Origin of the sequence: Acidovorax sp. ST3, assembly GCF_003231145.1 — a bacterium.
GTDB lineage: Bacteria > Pseudomonadota > Gammaproteobacteria > Burkholderiales > Burkholderiaceae_C > Acidovorax.
Map to the genome: position 1 here is coordinate 523,465 of NZ_QKVP01000001.1, position 19,919 is coordinate 543,383.

18 protein-coding genes are annotated in these 19,919 nt (G+C 65.9%); 12 read left to right on the plus strand and 6 right to left on the minus strand.

Features of this window, described 5'->3' with window-relative positions; all coding sequences use genetic code 11:
• The first annotated feature begins 17 nt into the window (after positions 1–17).
• From DNK89_RS02360 to DNK89_RS02380, 5 genes are all read left to right on the plus strand, one after another.
• Positions 18–1,367, plus strand: coding sequence for a bifunctional diguanylate cyclase/phosphodiesterase (locus tag DNK89_RS02360; RefSeq protein ID WP_110958741.1), 1,350 nt, complete (start codon positions 18–20; stop codon positions 1,365–1,367).
• A 35-nt stretch (positions 1,368–1,402) separates the two neighbouring features.
• Positions 1,403–1,732 (plus strand): hypothetical protein, encoded by a 330-nt coding sequence (locus tag DNK89_RS02365; protein ID WP_015014194.1) that lies wholly within the window; start codon positions 1,403–1,405, stop codon positions 1,730–1,732.
• Positions 1,733–1,957: 225 nt separating this feature from the next.
• On the plus strand, positions 1,958–2,425 hold the full coding sequence (locus DNK89_RS02370) for a CopD family protein (protein ID WP_110958742.1): 468 nt from the start codon (positions 1,958–1,960) through the stop codon (positions 2,423–2,425).
• Positions 2,426–2,525: 100 nt separating this feature from the next.
• A complete protein-coding gene (locus DNK89_RS02375; RefSeq protein WP_110958743.1) occupies positions 2,526–4,373 on the plus strand; it encodes an ABC transporter ATP-binding protein in 1,848 nt (615 codons plus the stop codon).
• A gap of 119 nt (positions 4,374–4,492) precedes the next feature.
• Positions 4,493–4,819: an EthD family reductase gene (locus tag DNK89_RS02380; RefSeq protein ID WP_108625571.1), complete on the plus strand. Its 327-nt coding sequence runs from the start codon at positions 4,493–4,495 to the stop codon at positions 4,817–4,819.
• Positions 4,820–4,852: 33 nt separating this feature from the next.
• Here DNK89_RS02380 and DNK89_RS02385 read toward each other — a convergent pair whose 3' ends face one another.
• On the minus strand, positions 4,853–6,907 hold the full coding sequence (locus DNK89_RS02385; RefSeq protein WP_110958744.1) for a tetratricopeptide repeat protein: 2,055 nt from the start codon (positions 6,905–6,907) through the stop codon (positions 4,853–4,855).
• Positions 6,908–7,160: 253 nt separating this feature from the next.
• Here DNK89_RS02385 and DNK89_RS02390 point away from each other — a divergent pair, with 253 nt between their 5' ends.
• The gene (locus DNK89_RS02390; protein ID WP_238990667.1) at positions 7,161–7,460 is read left to right on the plus strand and encodes a helix-turn-helix transcriptional regulator; all 300 of its coding nucleotides are present in this window, start codon (positions 7,161–7,163) and stop codon (positions 7,458–7,460) included.
• A gap of 68 nt (positions 7,461–7,528) precedes the next feature.
• Here the strand turns inward: DNK89_RS02390 and DNK89_RS02395 are convergent, their stop codons facing one another.
• Complete coding sequence (locus tag DNK89_RS02395) at positions 7,529–8,521, minus strand: tripartite tricarboxylate transporter substrate binding protein (protein WP_110958746.1); 993 nt, start codon at positions 8,519–8,521, stop codon at positions 7,529–7,531.
• A gap of 39 nt (positions 8,522–8,560) precedes the next feature.
• Entirely contained in the window at positions 8,561–9,658 is a 1,098-nt protein-coding gene (locus DNK89_RS02400) for a beta-propeller fold lactonase family protein (RefSeq protein ID WP_110958747.1), read from the minus strand.
• Positions 9,659–10,032: 374 nt separating this feature from the next.
• Between DNK89_RS02400 and DNK89_RS02405 the strand changes: the two genes are divergently transcribed.
• From DNK89_RS02405 to DNK89_RS02420, 4 genes are all read left to right on the plus strand, one after another.
• Positions 10,033–11,004, plus strand: coding sequence for a tripartite tricarboxylate transporter substrate binding protein (locus DNK89_RS02405; RefSeq protein WP_110958748.1), 972 nt, complete (start codon positions 10,033–10,035; stop codon positions 11,002–11,004).
• 49 nt (positions 11,005–11,053) lie between these two features.
• Complete coding sequence (gene kdgD, locus DNK89_RS02410; RefSeq protein ID WP_110958749.1) at positions 11,054–11,965, plus strand: 5-dehydro-4-deoxyglucarate dehydratase; 912 nt, start codon at positions 11,054–11,056, stop codon at positions 11,963–11,965.
• A 157-nt stretch (positions 11,966–12,122) separates the two neighbouring features.
• Positions 12,123–12,587, plus strand: a complete 465-nt coding sequence (locus tag DNK89_RS02415; RefSeq protein ID WP_110958750.1) for a nuclear transport factor 2 family protein — start codon at positions 12,123–12,125, stop codon at positions 12,585–12,587.
• Positions 12,588–12,652: 65 nt separating this feature from the next.
• Entirely contained in the window at positions 12,653–13,621 is a 969-nt protein-coding gene (locus DNK89_RS02420) for a 2-hydroxyacid dehydrogenase (protein ID WP_110958751.1), read from the plus strand.
• Positions 13,622–13,683: 62 nt separating this feature from the next.
• Here DNK89_RS02420 and DNK89_RS02425 read toward each other — a convergent pair whose 3' ends face one another.
• Positions 13,684–14,985, minus strand: coding sequence for a M20/M25/M40 family metallo-hydrolase (locus tag DNK89_RS02425; protein WP_110958752.1), 1,302 nt, complete (start codon positions 14,983–14,985; stop codon positions 13,684–13,686).
• A 96-nt stretch (positions 14,986–15,081) separates the two neighbouring features.
• The gene (locus tag DNK89_RS02430) at positions 15,082–15,948 is read right to left on the minus strand and encodes a LysR family transcriptional regulator (RefSeq protein ID WP_110958753.1); all 867 of its coding nucleotides are present in this window, start codon (positions 15,946–15,948) and stop codon (positions 15,082–15,084) included.
• Between the two features lie 97 nt (positions 15,949–16,045).
• Here DNK89_RS02430 and DNK89_RS02435 point away from each other — a divergent pair, with 97 nt between their 5' ends.
• Positions 16,046–16,477: a nuclear transport factor 2 family protein gene (locus DNK89_RS02435; protein WP_110958754.1), complete on the plus strand. Its 432-nt coding sequence runs from the start codon at positions 16,046–16,048 to the stop codon at positions 16,475–16,477.
• Here DNK89_RS02435 and DNK89_RS02440 read toward each other — a convergent pair.
• Positions 16,455–17,393: a LysR family transcriptional regulator gene (locus DNK89_RS02440; protein WP_110958755.1), complete on the minus strand. Its 939-nt coding sequence runs from the start codon at positions 17,391–17,393 to the stop codon at positions 16,455–16,457. The genes DNK89_RS02435 and DNK89_RS02440 overlap by 23 nt on opposite strands.
• A 108-nt stretch (positions 17,394–17,501) precedes the next feature.
• On the opposite strand from DNK89_RS02440, the gene metE reads away from it, so the two are divergent.
• Positions 17,502–19,916: a 5-methyltetrahydropteroyltriglutamate--homocysteine S-methyltransferase gene (gene metE, locus DNK89_RS02445; RefSeq protein WP_110958756.1), complete on the plus strand. Its 2,415-nt coding sequence runs from the start codon at positions 17,502–17,504 to the stop codon at positions 19,914–19,916.
• Positions 19,917–19,919: the final 3 nt, after the last annotated feature.

Sequence of the window (19,919 nt, forward strand, 5' to 3'; positions counted from 1 at the left end):
ACCGTGCACGCCGCCTGATGCAAAGCATTTCTTCACTGAACCTGGCGAACTTGTTGCTGGACGCCGTCTGCATCGTTCAAACAGACAGCACGATCGTGTTTGTCAGTGCCGCGTTCGAACGCATCTTTGGTTACAAGCCCGAGGAAGTCATTGGCAAGCGCATGCTGGACATGGTGCACCCCGACGACCTGCCCGCCACGCAACGCCAGGCCCAGAGCGTGACCCAGGGCGAGCTGCAGCTGCAGTTTGAAAACCGCTATGTGCGCAAGGACGGCTCCATTGCCCACATCCGCTGGACAGCACGCTGGTTGCCCGACAGGCAAGTCCGGCTGGCCGTGGCCCATGACATCACGGAGCGCAAGGCCGCAGAGTCGATGCAGGCGGTGATCTACGCCATCTCCGAAGCCGCGCACACCACGCACAACCTGCAGGCGCTGTTCCAGCACATCCACCAGATCGTGGGCGGGCTGTTGCCAGCCACCAATTTTGCGGTGGCTCTGTATGACGCGCTGAGCGACCGGCTCAGCTTTCCGTACCACGTCAACGAGTACCTGCCAGCACCTGCGACGATGGCCCTGGCCGACGACGCCCGCTATGCCGAGGTGATCCGCGGCGGTGCCACCCTGCTGCTGACGCCGGATGCGCCCATGGCACACGCCCTTGGTGGCGAGCACCAACCCTTGTACTGGCTGGGCGTACCCTTGCAGACGCAGCGCGGGCCGCTGGGCGCGCTGGTACTGCAAAGCTATACCGAGCAAGGCCGCTACACCGACAAGGACAAGGAGCTACTGCAGTTCGTCTCCACCCAGGTCGCGGCCGCCATTGAACGCAAACAGATGTATGAGCGCCTGGAGCACATGGCGCAGTACGACCAGCTCACGCACCTGCCCAACCGCCAGCTGTTTCTGGACCGGCTCAAGACAGCCCTGGCGCGCGCGCGGCGCGAGCAGACGCTGCTGTCGCTGCTTTTCATTGACCTGGACCGCTTCAAGGAAGTGAACGACACCCTGGGCCACGCCATGGGCGACCTGCTTCTGCAGCGGGTGGCACAGCGGCTGCTCGAATGCGTGCGTGCATCCGACACCGTGGCGCGGCTGGGGGGCGACGAATTTGTGGTGCTGCTCGAAGGCGGCCAGGCCCGCGAGCATGCGAGTGCAGCGGCCCACAAGATCCTCGCGGCCTTTGGGCAGGACTTTGACCTGGAAGGCCAGCGCCTGTACATCCAGCCCAGCATCGGCGTGGCCATCTACCCCGAGCATGGCGGAGAAGAACACCGCCTGCTGGGCCATGCCGACGAGGCCATGTACCTGTCCAAGCGCAACGGCGGCAATCAGGTGCGGGTGGCGCTGGCGCCCTTGTGCTCCTGATACGCATGAAGCCCCCGACGCACAGGGACCGAACCGTGCAGCCGCCGTCCACGCCCGCGAGTAGCGCCTCTTTCAACGGGCAGCCCCAAGGTGTCAAAGCCGTCATGCTGCAGCTCGCCGTGCGCTTGGGCCTGACTGCCGTGGCCGTGCCAGTGGCGCTCGCGGTGACGCTGCTGCTCTATCCGGTGTGGTCATGGCTGGAGCGCACCACGGGCATCGAAAGCGTGGGCCACAGCGGGCCCGCCGGTTGGTGCTACCTGGCAGTCTGGGTGCCGATGGCTGCAGCCCTGCTTCTGCCTCCGCTGTGGAGGCTGGTGCTGGCACTTTGGCGTGGAGTTGAAGGCCCCGCGAACACCCCCCACTGAGCGCCTCCTGCAGGCCCTGAGGGCAACACCCAACCAGCCCCTGTCTCTGTGCATCCCTGGAACGCAGAGACTTAATCACCAGCGCCTTAGGGGTTCTTGAGCGCAGGCCGGTCGCCCCCAGCGGATCGTCGCACAATGCGGCCTTGCATCCGCAGGCCCTCGGCCGGATGCTCCGGCCCCTCTCCCGGCCCCTTCATCCCACCCGGCGCGCAGCGCCGCACACCCATGCTCTACAACGCCCTGAAGCTTGTCCATGTCTTGTCCATCATCGTGTGGGTGGGGGGCATGGTGTTCGCCCATTTCTTTTTGCGCCCCGCCGCGCAGTCGCTGGAGCCGCCGCAGCGCGTGCGGCTGATGCATGACGTGCTGAAGCGCTTTTTTGCGGCCGTCACTGCCGCTGTGGTGCTGGTGCTGGGTAGCGGCCTGTGGATGATCGGCCGCGCGGCCAAGCAGGCCGTGCAGACGGGCGGCGTGTTCTCCATGCCGCTGGACTGGACCATCATGGCCACGCTGGGCCTGGTGATGATCGCCATCTTTGGCCATATCCGCTTTGCACTGTTCCGGCGCCTACAGCGTGCCGTAGCGGCCTCAGACTGGCCCAGCGGCGCCAAGGCCCTGGGCAGCATCCGCAGCTGGGTGGGCGTGAACCTGGCGCTGGGTGTGGTGATCGTTGTGGTCACCCTGCTGGTCTAGCACCACCTGGCCCTCGCTCGCATTTCGTATTGATTGGATGGGCACGCAGGCTGCCGCCCCGCGCGGTAGTGCATACCGCGTGGCCCCAGGAGTTTTGACGTTGTTCCGTTTTTTCGAAAGCCGACTTCCCCCCTACCCCGCTGCCGAGCCGCACTTGCCGCCCAAGGCCTTCTTGGCCTTTGTGTGGGACTGCACCCGGGGCCTGCGGGGCTACGTGGCCGCCATGGCAGGCCTGTCTGCAGCCATTGCCATATACGAAGCCTTGTTGTTTGCGGTGCTGGGCGTGGTGGTGGACTGGATCTCCACCTCCGCGTCTCCGAGCACGCTGTGGGCCGAACGCAAAGCGGCGCTGATCGGCATCACCGTGCTGCTGCTGGCGTCGGTGGTGCTGGTCGCCTGGCAGACCAGCATCAAGCACCAGGTGCTGGCCATCAACTTTCCGCTGCGCCTGCGCTGGAACTTCCATCGCCTGATGCTGGGACAGAGCATGGCGTTCTATGCCGACGAGTTTGCGGGCCGCATCACCACCAAGATCATGCAGACCGCGCTGGCCGTGCGCGACATGATCTTCACCACCACCGACGTGGTGATCGGCATGGGCATCTACCTGGTCACCATCCTCGTGCTGCTGGCCGGGTTTGACGCGCGGCTGCTGCTGCCGTTTGCCGCGTGGATGGTGGCTTACGGCCTGGCCTGCTGGTACTTTGTGCCACGCCTGGGCCAGGTGGGCAAGCAGCAGGCCGATGCGCGCTCGGTGATGACCGGACGCATCACCGATGCGTACACCAACATCGCCACCGTCAAGCTCTTCTCGCACACGCGGCGCGAATCCGAATTCGCCCGTGCCGCCATGGACGCATTCAAGCTCACCGGCTACGCGCAGATGCGGCTGGTGAGCCTGTTCGAGATCGTCAACCAGCTGCTGGTGGTGGCCATGATTCTCGGCGCCTGCGGCACCGCCCTGTGGCTGTGGTCTGCGGGCGAGGTGGGTGCGGGCGCCGTGGCCGCCGTCACGGCCATGACACTGCGCGTGTCGGGCCACGCCCACTGGGTGATGTGGGAGATGACCACCCTGTTTGAAAGCGTGGGCACCATCCAGGACGGCATCAACACGCTGACCCGACCACGCACCGTGGTGGATGCCCCCGATGCCAAACCCCTGGTCGTGACCCAGGGCGAGGTGCGCTTTGAAGACATGAGCTTTGCCTACGGCAGCGGCCCCGACGCGCGCCCGGTCATCGATCGCCTCAACCTCACCATCCGCCCCGGCGAAAAGATCGGCCTGATTGGCCGGTCGGGCGCGGGCAAGTCCACGCTGGTCAACCTGCTGCTGCGCTTTCACGACGTGCAGTCCGGCCGCATCCTCATCGACGGACAGGACATTGCCCATGTCACGCAAGACAGCCTGCGCCGCCACATCGGCATGGTCACGCAAGACACCTCGCTGCTGCACCGGTCCATGCGCGACAACATCCTGTACGGCCGCCCCGATGCCAGCGAGACCGACCTGCACCAGGCGGCCGAGCGTGCCGAAGCGGCCGACTTCATCGCCACCCTCACCGACTTGCAGGGCCGCACCGGCTACGACGCCCATGTGGGCGAGCGCGGCGTGAAGCTCTCGGGCGGCCAGCGCCAGCGTGTGGCCATTGCACGCGTGATGCTGAAAGACGCGCCCATCCTGCTGCTGGACGAAGCCACCAGCGCGCTCGACTCCGAGGTGGAAGCCGCGATCCAGCAAAGCCTGGACGGCCTGATGAAGGGCAAGACCGTGATCGCCATCGCCCACCGCCTGTCCACCATCGCCGCCATGGACCGCCTCATCGTGATGGACGCGGGGCGCATTGTGGAAGAAGGCACGCACGCCCAGCTGCTGGGCCAGGGCGGCGTGTATGCCCGCCTGTGGGGGCACCAGAGCGGCGGGTTCCTGGGCGAATCTGAAGAGGACTGAGCCCTCAGAGGCAGACAGGCCTCCAGCCGCATGGGCGACACGCTGTCGCGCACGCGGCTGTGCCCCGGGTGTGTTGTCCCTACGGTGGCGGGTTTCAACCACCGGATGGAATCGCACCGATGATCAAAGTCACCGCCGTCTACCGCTGGCGTGAAGGCGCCACCTTCAACCACGACTACTACCACTCCGAGCACATGCGCATCGCCCGCGCGGCACTGCAGCCGCTGGGCCTGGTGCGGCTGGAAAGCGACCGCGTTCTCTACCCCGGCGAGCCGCGCCCAGGCCAGATCGTGGCGCTGACCAACGCGTTCTTCAGCGACCTGAAGCAGGCCCAGACGGCCGCCAAAGCGACGATGGCTGAGCTGTCAGCAGACATCCCCAACTACACCAACATCCAGCCCGATTCGTACTTTGCACAAGTGCTTGAGCACCCTGTAACCGCCTGACGGCCTCGCGGGTTTGCGGTGGGCGACCCACCCCTACCCACGTTCACGCAAGGCCTTGAACAGCAGGCCCAGGCACACGCCCATGCCCAGCAAGGGGATGGCGGCCAGCACCGCCACCACGGCACGCGCCAGGGGCGACCAGTCAAAGTCGCGCGCCGTGCGCCACGCGCCCAGCGCGGCGATCAGGCCCAGCACCAGCATGCCCATGCGGAAGCTGGCTCCGGGTTTGAAGAAAGCCATCAGCAATGCCCCGTTGGCCACACCAATGCACAGTGCCGCATGGCCCAGGTGCCATGCAAACGTGGAGGTGGAGCGTCCATAGCGGGCATCTTCATGGGCATCGCCCTCGTCGCCCTCGTCTTCCTCTTCGCTGTGATGCGTCGGGCCTGTGCGGCTGCGCGATGGGCTGGGCGCCTGCGAACGCGGAGTTTGTAGCTCTGGCGGCCTGGCTGTAGCTGGCGACGGTGGGGCGCCATCGCCCCGCCCCCACTCGCCTGCGGACAGACCCGCCGCTGCCGCTGCGCCCACCACCCGCGCGGCCGCCCCACCAGGAGCCTGAAGACTCGGGGCGAGTCCACGCTCTTGCAGCACGGCGCGCAGCCGCCCCGGCTCGCGCAGCGCCATCACCAGCGCCCGCACGGGCCCTTGCTCCTGTGGCTTGATGCGCATGTCGGCCACCTGCATGGTGGTGCCCCGTGTGTTGGCCAGCATGAACAGCGCCTTGGCCACCAGCGCGTCCTTGGGGCCGCCCTTGCCGCTTTCGACAAAGGTTCCCAGGTTGTAGGTGGCGTCGGCGTGGCCCGCCTCGGCCGCCTGGGCATACCAGGCGCGGGCCTGGGCCAGATTCACGGGGCTGCCATAGCGGCCGTGCTCGTCGCTGGTGCCCAGGTGAAAAGCCGCGTGCGGGTCCCCTTCGCGGGCGTACCAGGCTGGCAGGTCGCGCAGGGGGTTGCCAGTCCACACCAGGGGTGCTGCGGCACCTGACGTGGACGCAGCCGCAGAAGCCGCAGCCATGGGCGCCAGGCTGAGGCCGCCGGGCGATTCAGAGGCCTCCTGGGCCTGTTTCTTTTGCTGCACCCGCTGCCGCTGCTCTTGCGCAGCGGCGTTCCACTTGGCGGCTTGCTGCGCATCCGCCGGTCCACCCCAGCCGCGCTCGAACATCACGGCCAAAAGGCGTTTGGCGGGTTCATGGTCCCAGTTCGCCGCGCGCTGGCACCAGGAGCGTGCGTTCTCAAAGTTCGGTTGCTCCCAGCCGATCACGGTCTCCAGCGCCTGCAGAAACGCGGCCACCTCGTGGCCCTGGGCCGCTGCGGGCTCCAGTGCGTCTGCCGCTTCGATGCGCTTGCGCGAGTACAAGGCCAGTTGCTCGCTGCGGGCCACGGCGTCATCCACCGCCTTGCGCTCTTCGTCCACGATCTGCAGCAGTGGCTCGCCCGGGGCGGCCTTCAGCCGGGCCATCAGGGCCTGGATGCGGGCCTTGGCCTTGTCCGGAAAGCGCTCGTAGAAGGCTTGGGCGTCCTTGCGGTTCTCCGCATCATGCGCGCCCATGAGCTGTAGCGCAGCCGCCAGATCGAAATGCCTGCGCTGGCCCATGGTGCCAAATCGCAAGGCCCGGCCCAGGGCATACAGCGCATGCGGGTTGCCCCGCGCGGCCCAACGCCGGTACTCGGCCCAGGCCCTGGCGTCATCGCCTGCCTGCCGCGCCCGTGCCGCGTGGCGCACCTGCAGATCGGGCTCTTCCGGGGCATCGCCGTTGGCCAGGTAGTGCACGCCACTTTGCGGGTCATACAGGTTCAGGCCCAGGCGGGCCGCCTGCTCCCAGCCATCGTCAAACGGTGGCCCCCAGTCCGGAAAGCGGGTGTGGATGCCCACGCCAAAGGTCGGATCGGTGATGTCAGGGCCGCCCAAGTAAATGTCCCAGAACCCGGGAAAGCGCGGCTCGACGGCCTGGGCCCACGCTGCGTACTTGGGGTTCATCGGCACCTGGGGGCCTGCCTCCACGCGCTCGTACTGCGCGTCCGCCTCGGCCTTGGTCGTGGGCCATGGCCAATCGGCGGGCTTTTCCCAGATCTGGATGGTGTAGCTCACGAATCCCTCCTCGGATGCCGCTCCGATGCGGCTTGTTGTGGGTGTTGACGTTCGTCAATTGCGAGCGAATTCTAGAAGCGCACCCCGCTCGCCTGCATCGCAGGCACTTCTCTGTTTTGTCCAGTGATGTGCCTGCACCACACCCGGATGACGCTCCCGCTTTTTGGGTAAAAATGGGCTGTAGCGCTGGTATTTCATGCCCAATTAGCTCTTCTTTTTATAGCAAACCATGTCCACACCACCCCTTTCCGCCATGGCCCTTGCCATGCCTGTGCCCACCGGCGAGCAGCTCAAGGCCGCGCGCGTTGCGGCCGGGCTCAGCCAGGCGCAAGCCGCCGAACTCATGGGCTACCCGCTGCAGACTGGCAGCCGGGGCGGCGTGCAGTCGCGCACCTGGCAGGCGCTGGAGAGCATGACCGACGAGCGCAACATGCAGGGGCCGGTGTTTGCGATGTTTTTGTTGCTCACCGGACAGCATCCCGATCTCGTGCTCGCGCCACGTTCTCCGTCGGCGGACACCCCTGCAAACGCACCTGCACCCGGCCCGCAATAAAAAAGGCGGAACGGCCCGAAGGCTGTTCCGCCAAGTCTTTACAGGGAGCAAAAGGGGTCAGCGGGCGATCAATCCACCTTGATGTTGGCCGCCTTGATGACCTGGGCCCACTTGTCCACTTCGGCTTTCTGGAACGTGGCGATCTGGGCCACGCTCATGTCGGCGGGCTCCATGCCAAACCCCTTGAGTCGGGTCTGCATGTCGGGCTGGGCGAGGATCTTGCGGATCTCGTCATGCAAGCGGCTCACCACCGGGGTGGGCGTACCCGCCGGCACAAAAATCGCCTGCCAGGACTGCACCTCGAAGTCCTTGAGTTCGGCCACACCCGACTCCGCCACCGTGGGCACGTCGGACATGGAGGCCAGGCGCTTGGGCGACGTGACGGCAATGGCGCGCAGCTTGCCGCTCTGGATGTGGGGTGCAGCGACCACCGTGGTGTCAAACATCATGTCCACCTGGCCGCTGATCACGTCCTGGATCGCGGGGCCGCTGCCCTTGTAGGGAATGTGCGTGAACTTCACGCCCGACTTGTAGGCCAGCAGTTCCACCGCCAGATGCTGCGAACTGCCCGTACCGGCGGATGCAGAGGACAGGCCACCCTGCTTCCCCTTGGCGGCCGTCAGCACGTCCTTCAGAGTTTTGTAGGGACTGGCGGCGGACACCACCAGCACCACCGGGTTGGTGCCGATCAGCGTGACGGGGCTGAACGACTTGATGGGGTCGTAGCCCAGCTTGGGGTACAGGCTGATGTTGATGGCATGCGAGCTGACGGTGCCGCCCAGCAGCGTGTAGCCGTCCGGGGCCGAGCGCGCGGCCGCCTCCGAGCCGATGCTGCCTGCGGCGCCGCCCTTGTTCTCCACCACCACCGTGGTGCCCAGGGCTGTGCCCAGTTGCTGGCCGATCAGGCGAGCCAGGGTGTCGGTGGTGCCACCGGCGGCAAAGGGCACCACGTAGCTGATGGGTTTGCCGGTGGGCCAGGTGGTCTGGGCCATGGCGGGCAGCGCCATCAGCGCGCCTGCGGCTGCCAGGGCGACGGATTGGACCAGGGTTCTGCGTTGCATGTGTTTGTCTCCTTGGGGTAATGAAAAAAAAGGGCGATCTCAGGGCATGTCGACGATCTCGATCCAGTTGGGGTTCTTGCCCACTGGAACGCGGGTGGGTGCGCCGGGCAGGCCCGTGGCTGCGTCGACGGGGTGCAGGGCGACGTGGTGTGAATCCTGCCCCGCCGCGATCAGGAAGCGACCCGATGCGTCCACCGCAAAACCGCGCGGCGTCTTTTCGGTGGGCACCTGCCCCAGCGGTTGCAGCTGCCCCGTGGCGGCATCGACGCGAAACGTGCTCAGCGTGCTGGAGGTGCGCTCCGACGCATACAGCGTGCGGCCGTCGGGCGACAGGTGAATGTCGGCGGCCCAAGGCTTGCCGGTAAAACCTGCTGGCAATGTGGTGGTGCGCTGCAGCGGGCGCAGGGTGCCGCGCTCTTTGTCGTAGGCCATCACATGCAGGGCAGCATCCAGCTCGTCCAGCAAGTACAGGTGGCGCTGGTCGCGGCTCCAGACAAAATGGCGGGGGCCGGATTTTTCGGGCGCGACCGGCGTCAATGCAGGCTCGTGGGCGGTGAGCTTGCCTGTCTCGGCATCGAACTTCCAGGCCGAGAGGTGGTCCCCACCCAGGCTGGTAGCCAAGACATAGCGGTTGGCGGCATCCGCATGGATGGCATGCGCGTTGGGCGCGGTGGGGATGAGTTGCTGCACCGCCCCCACCACGCCATCCTTGCCAATGCTGTTGACCGTGATCTTGTGTCCGGGGTAGGAGGCTGCGAACAGCCAGCGCCCGGTGGCGTCGGTGTCGATATTGGCCATGCTGTCGGCCAACGGCGCCTCGCCCAGCTTGCGCAGCTTGCCACTCACCGGGTCAATGGCCAGGCTGACCACCCGAAACGGCTGTGAGCGCAATGCCACGTAGAGCACGCGCTTGTCCGGGCTGACAGCCATGGGCATGGCGGTGCCCCCCACTGCCATGGTGTCCACGGGCTTGAGCGTTCCGGCCGTGCGGTCCAGCTCCAGCACCGAGACATCCTGGCTGTCTGCGTTGGCCACGTACACCCACGTGGCGGCCTGCGCCGCCTGGGCGCCCAACACGGCAGCGACGGCCAGCGCCACGGGCGCGGCCCGGCGATGGATGCGGAATGGGAGGGTCATGCAATGTCCTTTGAGAGTGGCCGCACAGCGGCTGCCAAGCGCGCTGGCCATCGTGGTTGCTGGGGTTCGCTGCCTTGCTGGAGGCCACTTGGAGCGTGGTGAAACCGCTCGGGATTGCTCATTTGTGATATGTCGTCATACAACAAGGTTGGCATTCTGACCCAGGACAAACAGAGATGGAGAAAGGGATTACCCGAAGTGGCGCATGGACCAAAACGCCCGTAGATTGGCCTATCGGGGAGATTTACAGCCCAAAAATCTCAGTACAAACCCTGAAATTCCGTTGAATATGCCCACAACCCACGAGCAAGGGATTGTGTTTCCTTGAACCTGGTTGTACGATGACTAACAACATAAACACACGGAGACCTTCCATGAGCCTGCAACGTCGCGCAATTCTTCTGGCCTGCACCGCCGCTCTGGCTGCGGCATCCGCCACGGCCCAAACCGCTGACTGGCCCACCAAGACCTTGCGCATCGTGGTGCCCTACCCACCAGGCGGCAGCTCGGACATCATTGCGCGCTCCATCAGCCAGGCGCTGTCCGAGTCACTCAAGCAAAGCGTGATCGTCGAGAACAAACCCGGCGCCAATGGCAACCTGGGCGCCGACTTTGTGGCCAAGGCCGAGCCCGATGGCTACACCATGCTGCTGTGCGATGTGGGTGCACTGGCCATCAGCCCCTCGGTCTACACCAAGCTGTCGTTCGACCCGTCCAAAGACCTGCGCGGTGTGACCATGCTGGCCTACTCGCCCCACCTGCTGGTGGTGCACCCTTCGGTGCCGGTGAACAACCTCAAGGAGTTGATCGCCTACTCCAAGAAGAACGAGCTGAACTTTGCCGTGACGGCCACAGGTAGCGCCCCGCACCTGGCCGGCGTTGCACTGGAGCGCGCCAGCGGTGCACGTTGGCAGTACATCCCCTACAAGGGCGGCGTCACCGCCATCCAGGACACCGTGGCAGGCCAGACCCAGGTGCTGATGAACGGCATGCTGGCCACCCTGCCCCAGGTACAAAACGGCAAGCTCAAGGTGCTGGGCGTTTCCAAATCCACCCGCATGCCGCTGATCGGTGACGTGCCCACCATTGCCGAGCAAGGCGTAGCGGGCTACGAATCCGGCACCTGGCAAGGCGTGCTGCTGCCACGCGGCACGCCCGATGCCGTCGTGCAAAAGCTTAACAAGGCACTCATCACCGCCATCCGCGCGCCCGAGATCCGCTCGCGCCTGGCCGGCCAGGGCGCCGAAGTGGTGACCATGACCTCCTCCGAACAGGACCAGTTCTTCACCAAGGAACGCGCGCGCTGGGCCAGCGTGGTGAAGGCCGCCAACATCAAGCTCGACTGAGCGCCAAGCACACCCGTTTCATTCACATTTCTCTCCCGCTGCACTGATCATGACCCCTCAAGAACTCAAAACCATCATGGGCTCCGGCCTGCTCTCGTTCCCCATCACCGACTTCGACGAGCAAGGCAATTTCCGCCCCAAAACCTACATCGAGCGCCTGGAGTGGCTCGCCCCTTACGGTGCCAGCGCTCTGTTTGCCGCCGGTGGCACGGGTGAATACTTCTCTCTCTCGGGCCCCGAGTACAGCGAGGTCATCAAGACGGCGGTGGAGACCTGCCGGGGCAAGGTGCCGATCATTGCCGGCGCCGGTGGCCCCACCCGCACGGCCATTGCCCATGCACAAGAGGCCGAGCGTTTGGGCGCCCACGGCATCCTGCTGCTGCCGCATTACCTGACCGAAGCCGGGCAGGAAGGTCTGATCGCCCATGTGGAGCAGGTCTGCAAGAGCGTGAAGTTCGGTGTGATCGTCTACAACCGTGACCGCACCAAGCTCACGGCCGAGTCCCTGGCCATCCTGGCCGAGCGTTGTCCGAACCTGGTGGGGTTCAAGGATGGGGTGGGCAATATCGAGACCATGTCTTCCATCTACATGAAGCTGGGGGACCGCTTCTCGTACCTGGGCGGTCTGCCCACGGCGGAGGTGTATGCCGCTGCCTACAAGGCGCTGGGCACGCCGGTGTATTCGTCGGCGGTGTTCAACTTCATCCCCAAGACGGCGATGGAGTTCTACAAGGCGGTGGCCAGCGATGACACGGCCACGCAGCACCGGCTGCTCAAGTCGTTCTTCATGCCGTACCTGGCCATCCGCAACCGGGTGGAGGGCTATGGCGTGTCGATCATCAAGGCGGGGGCGCGCATCGTGGGCCATGACGGTGGGCCGGTGCGAGCACCGCTGGTGGACCTCAAGCCCAGCGAGATGGAAGAGCTCAAGGCGCTGATTGACGAGCTCGGGCCGCAGTAAGAACCGGCTGATTAAGGGCCTTTTCAGGGCCTGGTTTTCCAGGCCCTCTTTGTTTTCCAGTCCAAACCAGCACCCCGGGCCCGGCCGTGCACAGGCCCAGGGGCAGTCCTGGCACGCCCATTCCCAAACCATCAACACAACAACGGAGACAGACAAGATGTTCAAGAAAATCATTCTGGCCACAGCCGCCGCCGTCACCCTTGCCGCGCTCGCAGGTTGCGCCACCGGCGCTGTGTCCACCGGTTCCTCGGCATCGGCCGAGCAAGCTGTGGCAGCCGCCGCAGAAAAGCTGCGCGTGGCCATGATCGACCCTACGCCTGCGGCGCTGACGGCCTTGGTGGCCGACGACCTGAGCTACGGCCACTCCGGCGGCCGCGTGGACACCAAGGACAGCTTCATCGGTGACCTGATCGCCGGCAAGTCCGACTTTGTGACCATTGCCATCACCGACCAGAGCATCAAGGTCGTGGGCAACACCGCCATCGTGCGCCACACCCTCACGGCCGACACCAACGACTCGGGCAAGCCCGGCAAGGTGCAGATCAAGATCCTGGGCGTGTGGCAACAGCAAGGCGGCCAGTGGAAACTGCTGGCCCGCCAGGCTGTGCGCGTTGCGGCTTGATGTAAACACATTGGGGCGGCCGTGTGCCGCCCTTCGTATTTTTGGCACTGTTGCCCCACGAAACCATGACCACAGCCACCCGCCACCGCCTCCTGCAAATCGGCCGCCTGCCCCTCCCTGCACTGGAGGCCGAACTGGCGGCCCGGTACGACGTCACCTGCCTGGCAGACCAGGCCGATCCGCCTGCCTTTTTGGCGGCGCGCGGTACGGAGTTCACCGGAGTGGTAACCACTGCGGCCATTGGCCTGAAGGGCGAAGTCATCGCAGCCCTGCCCCGCCTTCAGGTCATCAGCAGCTTTGGCGTGGGTTTTGATGCACTGGACATTGATGCAGCCACTGCGCGCGGCGTGCAGGTGGGCTACACGCCGGGCGTGCTCAACGACTGCGTGGCCGACATGGCGTTTGCGCTGATGCTGGATGTGTCACGCCTCTTGGCCGCCAGCGACCGTTTTGTGCGCCGTGGCGAATGGCCGAAGACCCGGTATGCGCTGGGCACCCGCGTGTCGGGCAAGCGCCTGGGCATCGTGGGCATGGGCCGCATCGGCCAGGCCGTGGCCGAGCGCGCGAGCGGCTTTCGCATGGATGTGGGGTACCACAACCGCCGTCCGGCGCTGGATTGCGCACTGCCCTACTTCGAGTCGGTGACCGCGCTGGCGCAGTGGGCCGACTACCTCGTGCTCACCGTGGCCGGCGGCGCTGCGACGCGCCACCTCGTCAACCGCGATGTGCTGGAGGCCTTGGGCCCCCACGGCTATCTCATCAATGTGGCGCGGGGCAGTGTGGTGGACGAGGCGGCACTGACCGACGCGCTGGCCGAGCGCCGCATTGCCGGTGCCGGGCTGGACGTGTTCGAGAACGAACCCACCGTGCCCGCCGCGCTGATGGCGCTGGACAACGTGGTGCTGACACCGCACACCGCCAGCGCCACACACGAAACCCGCCGCGCCATGGCCGACCTGGTGCTGGAGAACCTGGAATCCTTCTTTGCAACCGGCGCCGTGCGGACGCCGGTGCCGGGCACGCCGGGCGCCTGAGCCGACCACTGCGCCCTGCGTAACGCTGCCCTCACAGGGAGGGCATGGGGCAGCTCAGCGTGTCACTTCACGCGGTCGCGTGAGATGTCCATGATCATGCGCGTGGCGAGGTACAGGCGCGGCACGATGGTGTTGAGCTGCACGTACTCCGCATCGTTGGAGTGCGCGCCGTAGCCCGACAGGCCCATGCCCTCCACCACTGCGCCCTTGGTCTTGAGCGCGGCAAACGCTGCATCGGTGCCGCCGCCCGTGGCTTTCTCCACCACGTTGAGCGACATGCCGAGCTCCTGATAAATCACCTTGCCGTAGCCCGCCACGCGGCGGGATGCGTCGTTCGCCTCCAGAGGCGGGCGGCGCACTTCAAACTTCACATCCACCTTGGAGGCAGGCAGCAGTTTGCTCTTGACCTTCTCTTGCAGGCTCTTCTCCAGCCCGTCAAAGTCCGCCACACGCAGCGCACGCGCATCGGCCTGGGCGGTGGCCTCGGCCGGGATCACGTTGCGGTTGGTGCCGGCCTTCGACACCGTCCAGTTCAGCTTGAGCCCTTCGTCGGTCTTGGACAAATCCTTCATCTGCAGCAGCTGGTGCGACAGCTCATACAGCGCGTTCACGCCATCCTCGGGCTTGGCTCCGGCGTGCGATGCCTTGCCCTGCACCGTAAGGTAAGCCGCCCCAATGCCGCTGGTGGCCAGGCGCAGCGTGCCGTCGGTGCCGCCGCCTTCGAACGACAACACCACGTCCTGCTCGGACGCCACACGAGTGATGGTGCTGCGCCAGCCGGGCGAGCTGATTTCCTCATCGCCGTTGATCAGCACGGTGAGCGTGCCGTAGTCCTTGAAATTGAGCTTTTGCAGCAGGGCCACGGTGTGGATGATGAGCGCGATGCCCTGCTTGTCGTCCGAGATGCCCAGGCCATAGGCCTTGTCGCCATCGATGCGAAACGGCTGGCCTTTGAGCATGCCCTTCAGGTACACGGTGTCCATGTGCGCGATGAGCATGATCTTCTTGCTGCCCGTGCCCTTGAACACGGCCTGCACAGCGGGGCCCACCTTCTCCGGGGTGTCGTCCAGGCGGTAGATATCGCTGGTCTGCAGCACATCCACCGTGCCGCCCAGTTGCTTGAGCTGGCCAGCAATGCGCTCGGCAATCTGGTTCAGCCCCTCGATGTCCTTGCTGCCCGACTCGATGTGCACCAGGTCACGCAGGGTGTCGAGCAGGGGTTGCTGTTCCTTCTGGGCCAGCGCATGGACATCGGCCACGGGCGCGGCCTGGGCCACGGCGGCGGCAAATGCCAGCGCCAGCGAGGCCATCAGGGGGCGGACAAAAGAAGGGACTGAATGCGGACGGTGCAGCGAGTGGTGCATGGTGCAAAGGCTCGGTGAAGGGATGAGGAAGGCCATTATGGAGTCTTGCAACGTCGATTTCAAACAACAAGTTTTTCTGCAATATCTCAACCAGACTCATCCCGTTGGCGCAAACACCTCGGGGCCCAGCCGCGACTTGCGGCCCCGGGGTTCAAACAGCCACATGCCATACAGCGGCAGAGACTCCGCCAGCCGAAGCGGCACCACCAGCGTGGACGCACCGCCCAGCAACGCAGGGTGCGGTACAACAGCCAGTAGGTCGGATTGCGCCACCAGGTGCAGCAGGCTGGCAAAGTCGGGGCAGCGCACGGACATTTTGGGGGCCGACATGCGGCGCACCCGGTGCGCTTCCGTCAACACATCCACCGGCCCGCTGACACTGGGCCCCACACAGGCCCACGCAGCGCCCTGCAGTTGCACCAGCGACTGGGCCCGGGCCAAAGGGTGGCCTTTGCGTGCATAGACCTGGGGGTGCAGCTCGTACAGGGGGCGCTCCACCACGTCGGGGTGCGCAAACTTGCGCGGCTTGGGGGCGATGACCGCATCAAAACGCCGCTGCAGCAGGCCTTCTAGCAAACTGCCCTCATCCGCCGTCGCCATCTCCAGGGAGCGCCGGGCGTTGGGCAAACACCAGCTGGCATACAGCAGCGGGCCGCAGACCAGCGCTGCTGAAGACGTGAGCCCCACCCGCAGCCGATGGCGGTCTGGCGCAGCCACCGAAGCGCGGGGCAGCGCCTCCACCCCTTGTGCCAGCGGCAGCGCCTGCGCGGCCACGGCCCGGGCCAGGTCGGTGGGCACATGGCGGCGCCCTTCGCGAACCACCAAAGGCTGCGCAAAGTGGGCTTGCAGTGCTTTCATGCCGTGGCTGATCGCGGGCTGCGACACGCCGCAGGCCTTGGCCGCCAAGGCAAACGAGCCTTGCTCGACGACCGCATGGAGGTATTGCAGATAGCGCAGATACATAAACAGCTCTTATGTATAAGCCGCCATTGTCTCTTGTCGCGCGGCGCGGACTTGGCGAAGCTACGCACTCCACTCCACGACCTTTGCAACGCCGCGTATGAGCCCTACCCCCATCGACACCGTCCGCACCTACCTCGCCCACTTGCACGCCAGCCACACTGATGGGCTGATCGCCTGCTTTGAAGACGATGGCGTGGTGCACTCGCCCTTTCTGGGCACCATGCGCGCGAGCGACTTTTTCAAAAAGCTCGCCCAGGCCTCCAGCGGCAGCGTGATCACGGTGCTGGATCTGTTTGCCTCCGCGCAGCCCAGCCAGGATGGATCGGTGCGCGTGGCGGCCTACTTCCGCTACGACTGGACCTTGAACGACGGCCGCGAGGTGACCTTCACCTGCGTGGATGTGTTCACGTTCGACGCGGGCAGCACCCGCATCCGCGACATGAACATCGTCTACGACACCCACCCGCTGCGCGAAGAGGTGGGCGACAAGTACGCGCCTGATCCGGTCACAGCAACTCCACGCCCTTGAGCGTGACGAAACTCGTCTCGCGCGTCACCTGCACAAAGTCCTGCAGGTACGGCTTGGCCGACAGGCTGGGCAGGCAGGCAGCATGCAGCTCGCCGCGCAGACCTTTGTCACCAGACCCCGCCACGATGGGCCGCGCCGTCACATACCCCCGGTCCAGGTAGCTCTGCACCGCCCACAGCGGCAGCGCCGCCACGCCGCGCCCGCTGGCCACCAGCTGCAGCATGGCCACCGTCAGCTCGGTGGTGCGGCGCGGGGGGCGCACACCGGCGGGCTCCAGCACCTGGCGGATCAGGTCCAGCATTTCGTCGGGCACGGGGTAGGTGATGATGGTCTGGTCGGCAAAGTCCTGCGCCACCAGGTGTGGCCGGGCCACCAGCGGGTGCGTGTTGGCCAGCAGCGCGCGGATCTCAAAGCCGAACAGCGCGTGGTAGTCCACGCCCGCCTCGTCGGCATCCACCTCCGACACGATGGCCACATCGGCCCGGCCCTGGTGCAGCAGTCCCACCGGGTCGGCGTGAAAGCCGCTCACGATGTCCAGCTCCACCTCGGGCCAGCGGGTGCGGAAAGCGTCCATGGCGGGCATCAGCCAGTCAAAGCAGGTGTGGCATTCCACCGCAATGCGCATCTGCCCGCCCTGCCCCAGCACCAGGCGGGCGATGTCGCGCTCGGCCCCTTCCACTTGCGGCAGCACGGCGTCGGCCAGCGCCAGCAGACGTTCGCCCACGGCGGTGAACTGGGGCGGCACCGATTTGCGCTCGAACAGCGGTTGGCCATAGCGGTCTTCCAACAGCTTGATCTGGTGCGACAGCGCCGACTGCGTGAGGTTGAGCAACTGCGCGGCCCGCACCAGGCTGCCGCTGTCGCGCAGGGCGACCAGCGTGCGCAGGTGGCGCACTTCCAGGATCGACTGGTTCATTATTAATATTCAAGTTGATCGACTAAAACTTTCGTTTGAATAATAAACGAGCCCGCGCGACCATCGGTGCCTTCATTGCATTGCTCCATTCAGAAGAAGGAAATCACCATGTCGCTCGCCGCAGTTTCGGTAACCGCCACCACCCGCCGCCCCGTGCTCACGCACACCCTGGGCTTTCCGCGCATGGGGGCGCAGCGCGAACTGAAATTCGCGCTCGAATCCTTCTGGCGGGGCGACAGCACCGAAGCCGAGCTGCAGTCCACCGCCGCCCAGCTGCGCCAGCAACACTGGCAGGCGCAGGCCGATGCGGGCCTGGGCTATGTCACGGTGGGCGACTTTGCGCTGTACGACCATGTGGCCAACCACATCCAGCTGCTGGGCTGCGAGCCCGCGCGTTTTGGCTTTGATGCCCACGCGCCCGAGCTGGCCCGCTACTTTGCGATGGCGCGGGGCGTGTCGGCCCAAGCCGCCGACGATCACGCGGGCTGCAGCGCCGGTTGCACTGCAAAGCACACCACCGGCCAACCCGCGCTGGAGATGACCAAGTGGTTCGACACCAACTACCACTACCTCGTGCCCGAGTTCAGCGCCCACACGCAATTCCACCTGGCCAGCGAGCGCCTGTTTGCCGAAGTGGCCGAGGCCCAGGCGCTGGGCCACCGCGTCAAGGCCGTGCTGCTGGGGCCGCTGAGCTTTTTGTGGCTGGGCAAATCCAAGACGACCGGTTTTGACCGCTTCAGCCTGCTGGAGCAGTTGCTGCCGGTGTACGAAACCGTGCTGGCGCGCCTGAAAGCCCAGGGCGTGGAATGGGTGCAGATCGACGAGCCCATCCTGGGCCTGGACCTGCCCGATGCGTGGCGCCATGCCTTTGAGCCCAGCTACTGGCAGCTGGCCCGCAGTGCGCCCAAGCTGCTACTGGCCACCTACTTCTCGCCGCTGGCCGAAAACCTGCGCCTGGCCTGCCAGCTGCCTGTGGCGGGCCTGCATGTGGATGCCGTGCGCGCGCCCGACGAGCTGGTGGGCGTGGCTGACTGGCTGCCCTCGCATAAGGTGCTGTCGGTGGGCATCGTGGACGGCCGCAACATCTGGCGCGCCGACCTGGATGGGGCACTGCAAAAGCTGCGCCCCGTGGCCGACAAACACCAGGGCGAGCTGTGGCTGGCGCCATCGTGCTCGCTGCTGCATGTGCCGTTCAGCCTGCAGGCCGAAACGCAGCTGGATGCCGAGGTGAAGTCCTGGTTGGCGTTTGCGGTGGAGAAATTGGACGAACTGCGCGTTCTGTCTACCGCCTTGTCGCAGTGCGAAGCGGCCGTGGACGACGAACTGCACGCCGCCCGCACCGCCCTGGCCGCGCGCCGCGCCAGCCCGCGTGTGCACCGCGCCACCGTGGCCGCCCGCATTGCCGCCGCCGCGCCGGGCGCCGACCAGCGCGCCAGCGCCTTCCCCGCGCGGCAAAAAGCCCAGCGCGCGCGCCTCAAGCTGCCGCTGCTGCCCACCACCACGATCGGCTCGTTCCCACAGACGGCAGAGATCCGCGCAGCACGCGCCGCCTTCAAGCGCGGTGCGCTCGACGCTACGCACTACCAACAGAAGATGGAAGCGGAAATTGCCCTGGCCGTGCGCAAGCAGGAAGCGCTGGGCATTGACGTGCTGGTGCACGGCGAGGCCGAGCGCAACGACATGGTCGAATACTTCGGCGAGCAGCTCGACGGCTTTGCCTTCACCGCCAACGGCTGGGTGCAGAGCTATGGCTCGCGCTGCGTGAAGCCGCCCATCATCTACGGCGACGTGGCCCGCCCCACGCCCATGACGGTGGCCTGGACGCAGTACGCGCAGAGCCTCACCGCCAAACCCATGAAAGGCATGCTCACCGGCCCCATCACCATCCTGCAATGGAGCTTCGTGCGCGACGACCAGCCCCGCGCCACCACGGCCGACCAGATCGCCTGGGCCATCCGCGACGAGGTGCGCGACCTCGAAGCCGCCGGCATCGCCATCATCCAGATCGACGAGCCCGCCATCCGTGAAGGGCTGCCGCTGCGCCGCGCGGGGTGGAAGAGCTACCTGGAGCGCGCCACGCGCGCCTTCCGCATCAGCGCCAGCGGCGTGCGCAACGATACGCAGATCCACACCCACATGTGCTACAGCGAGTTCAACGACATCCTGCCCGCCATCGCGGCCATGGACGCGGATGTGATCACGATTGAGACGAGCCGGTCGGACATGGAGCTGCTACAAGCGTTCGGTGCAAGCGCCACAGGTGGCGCGGGCGACTTCAAGTACCCCAACGAGATCGGCCCCGGCGTGTACGACATCCACTCGCCCCGTGTGCCCGGAGTGCAGGAGATGGCCGCACTGCTGGAAAAAGCCGCCGAGGTGGTGCCCGTGGAGCACCTGTGGGTGAACCCCGACTGCGGCCTCAAGACCCGGGGCTGGCCCGAGACCGAAGCCGCCCTGCGCCACATGGTGCAGGCCGCGCAGGAAGTGCGTGAGCGGTTGCTGGAAGAAGCGGCGCTGGCCTGACCG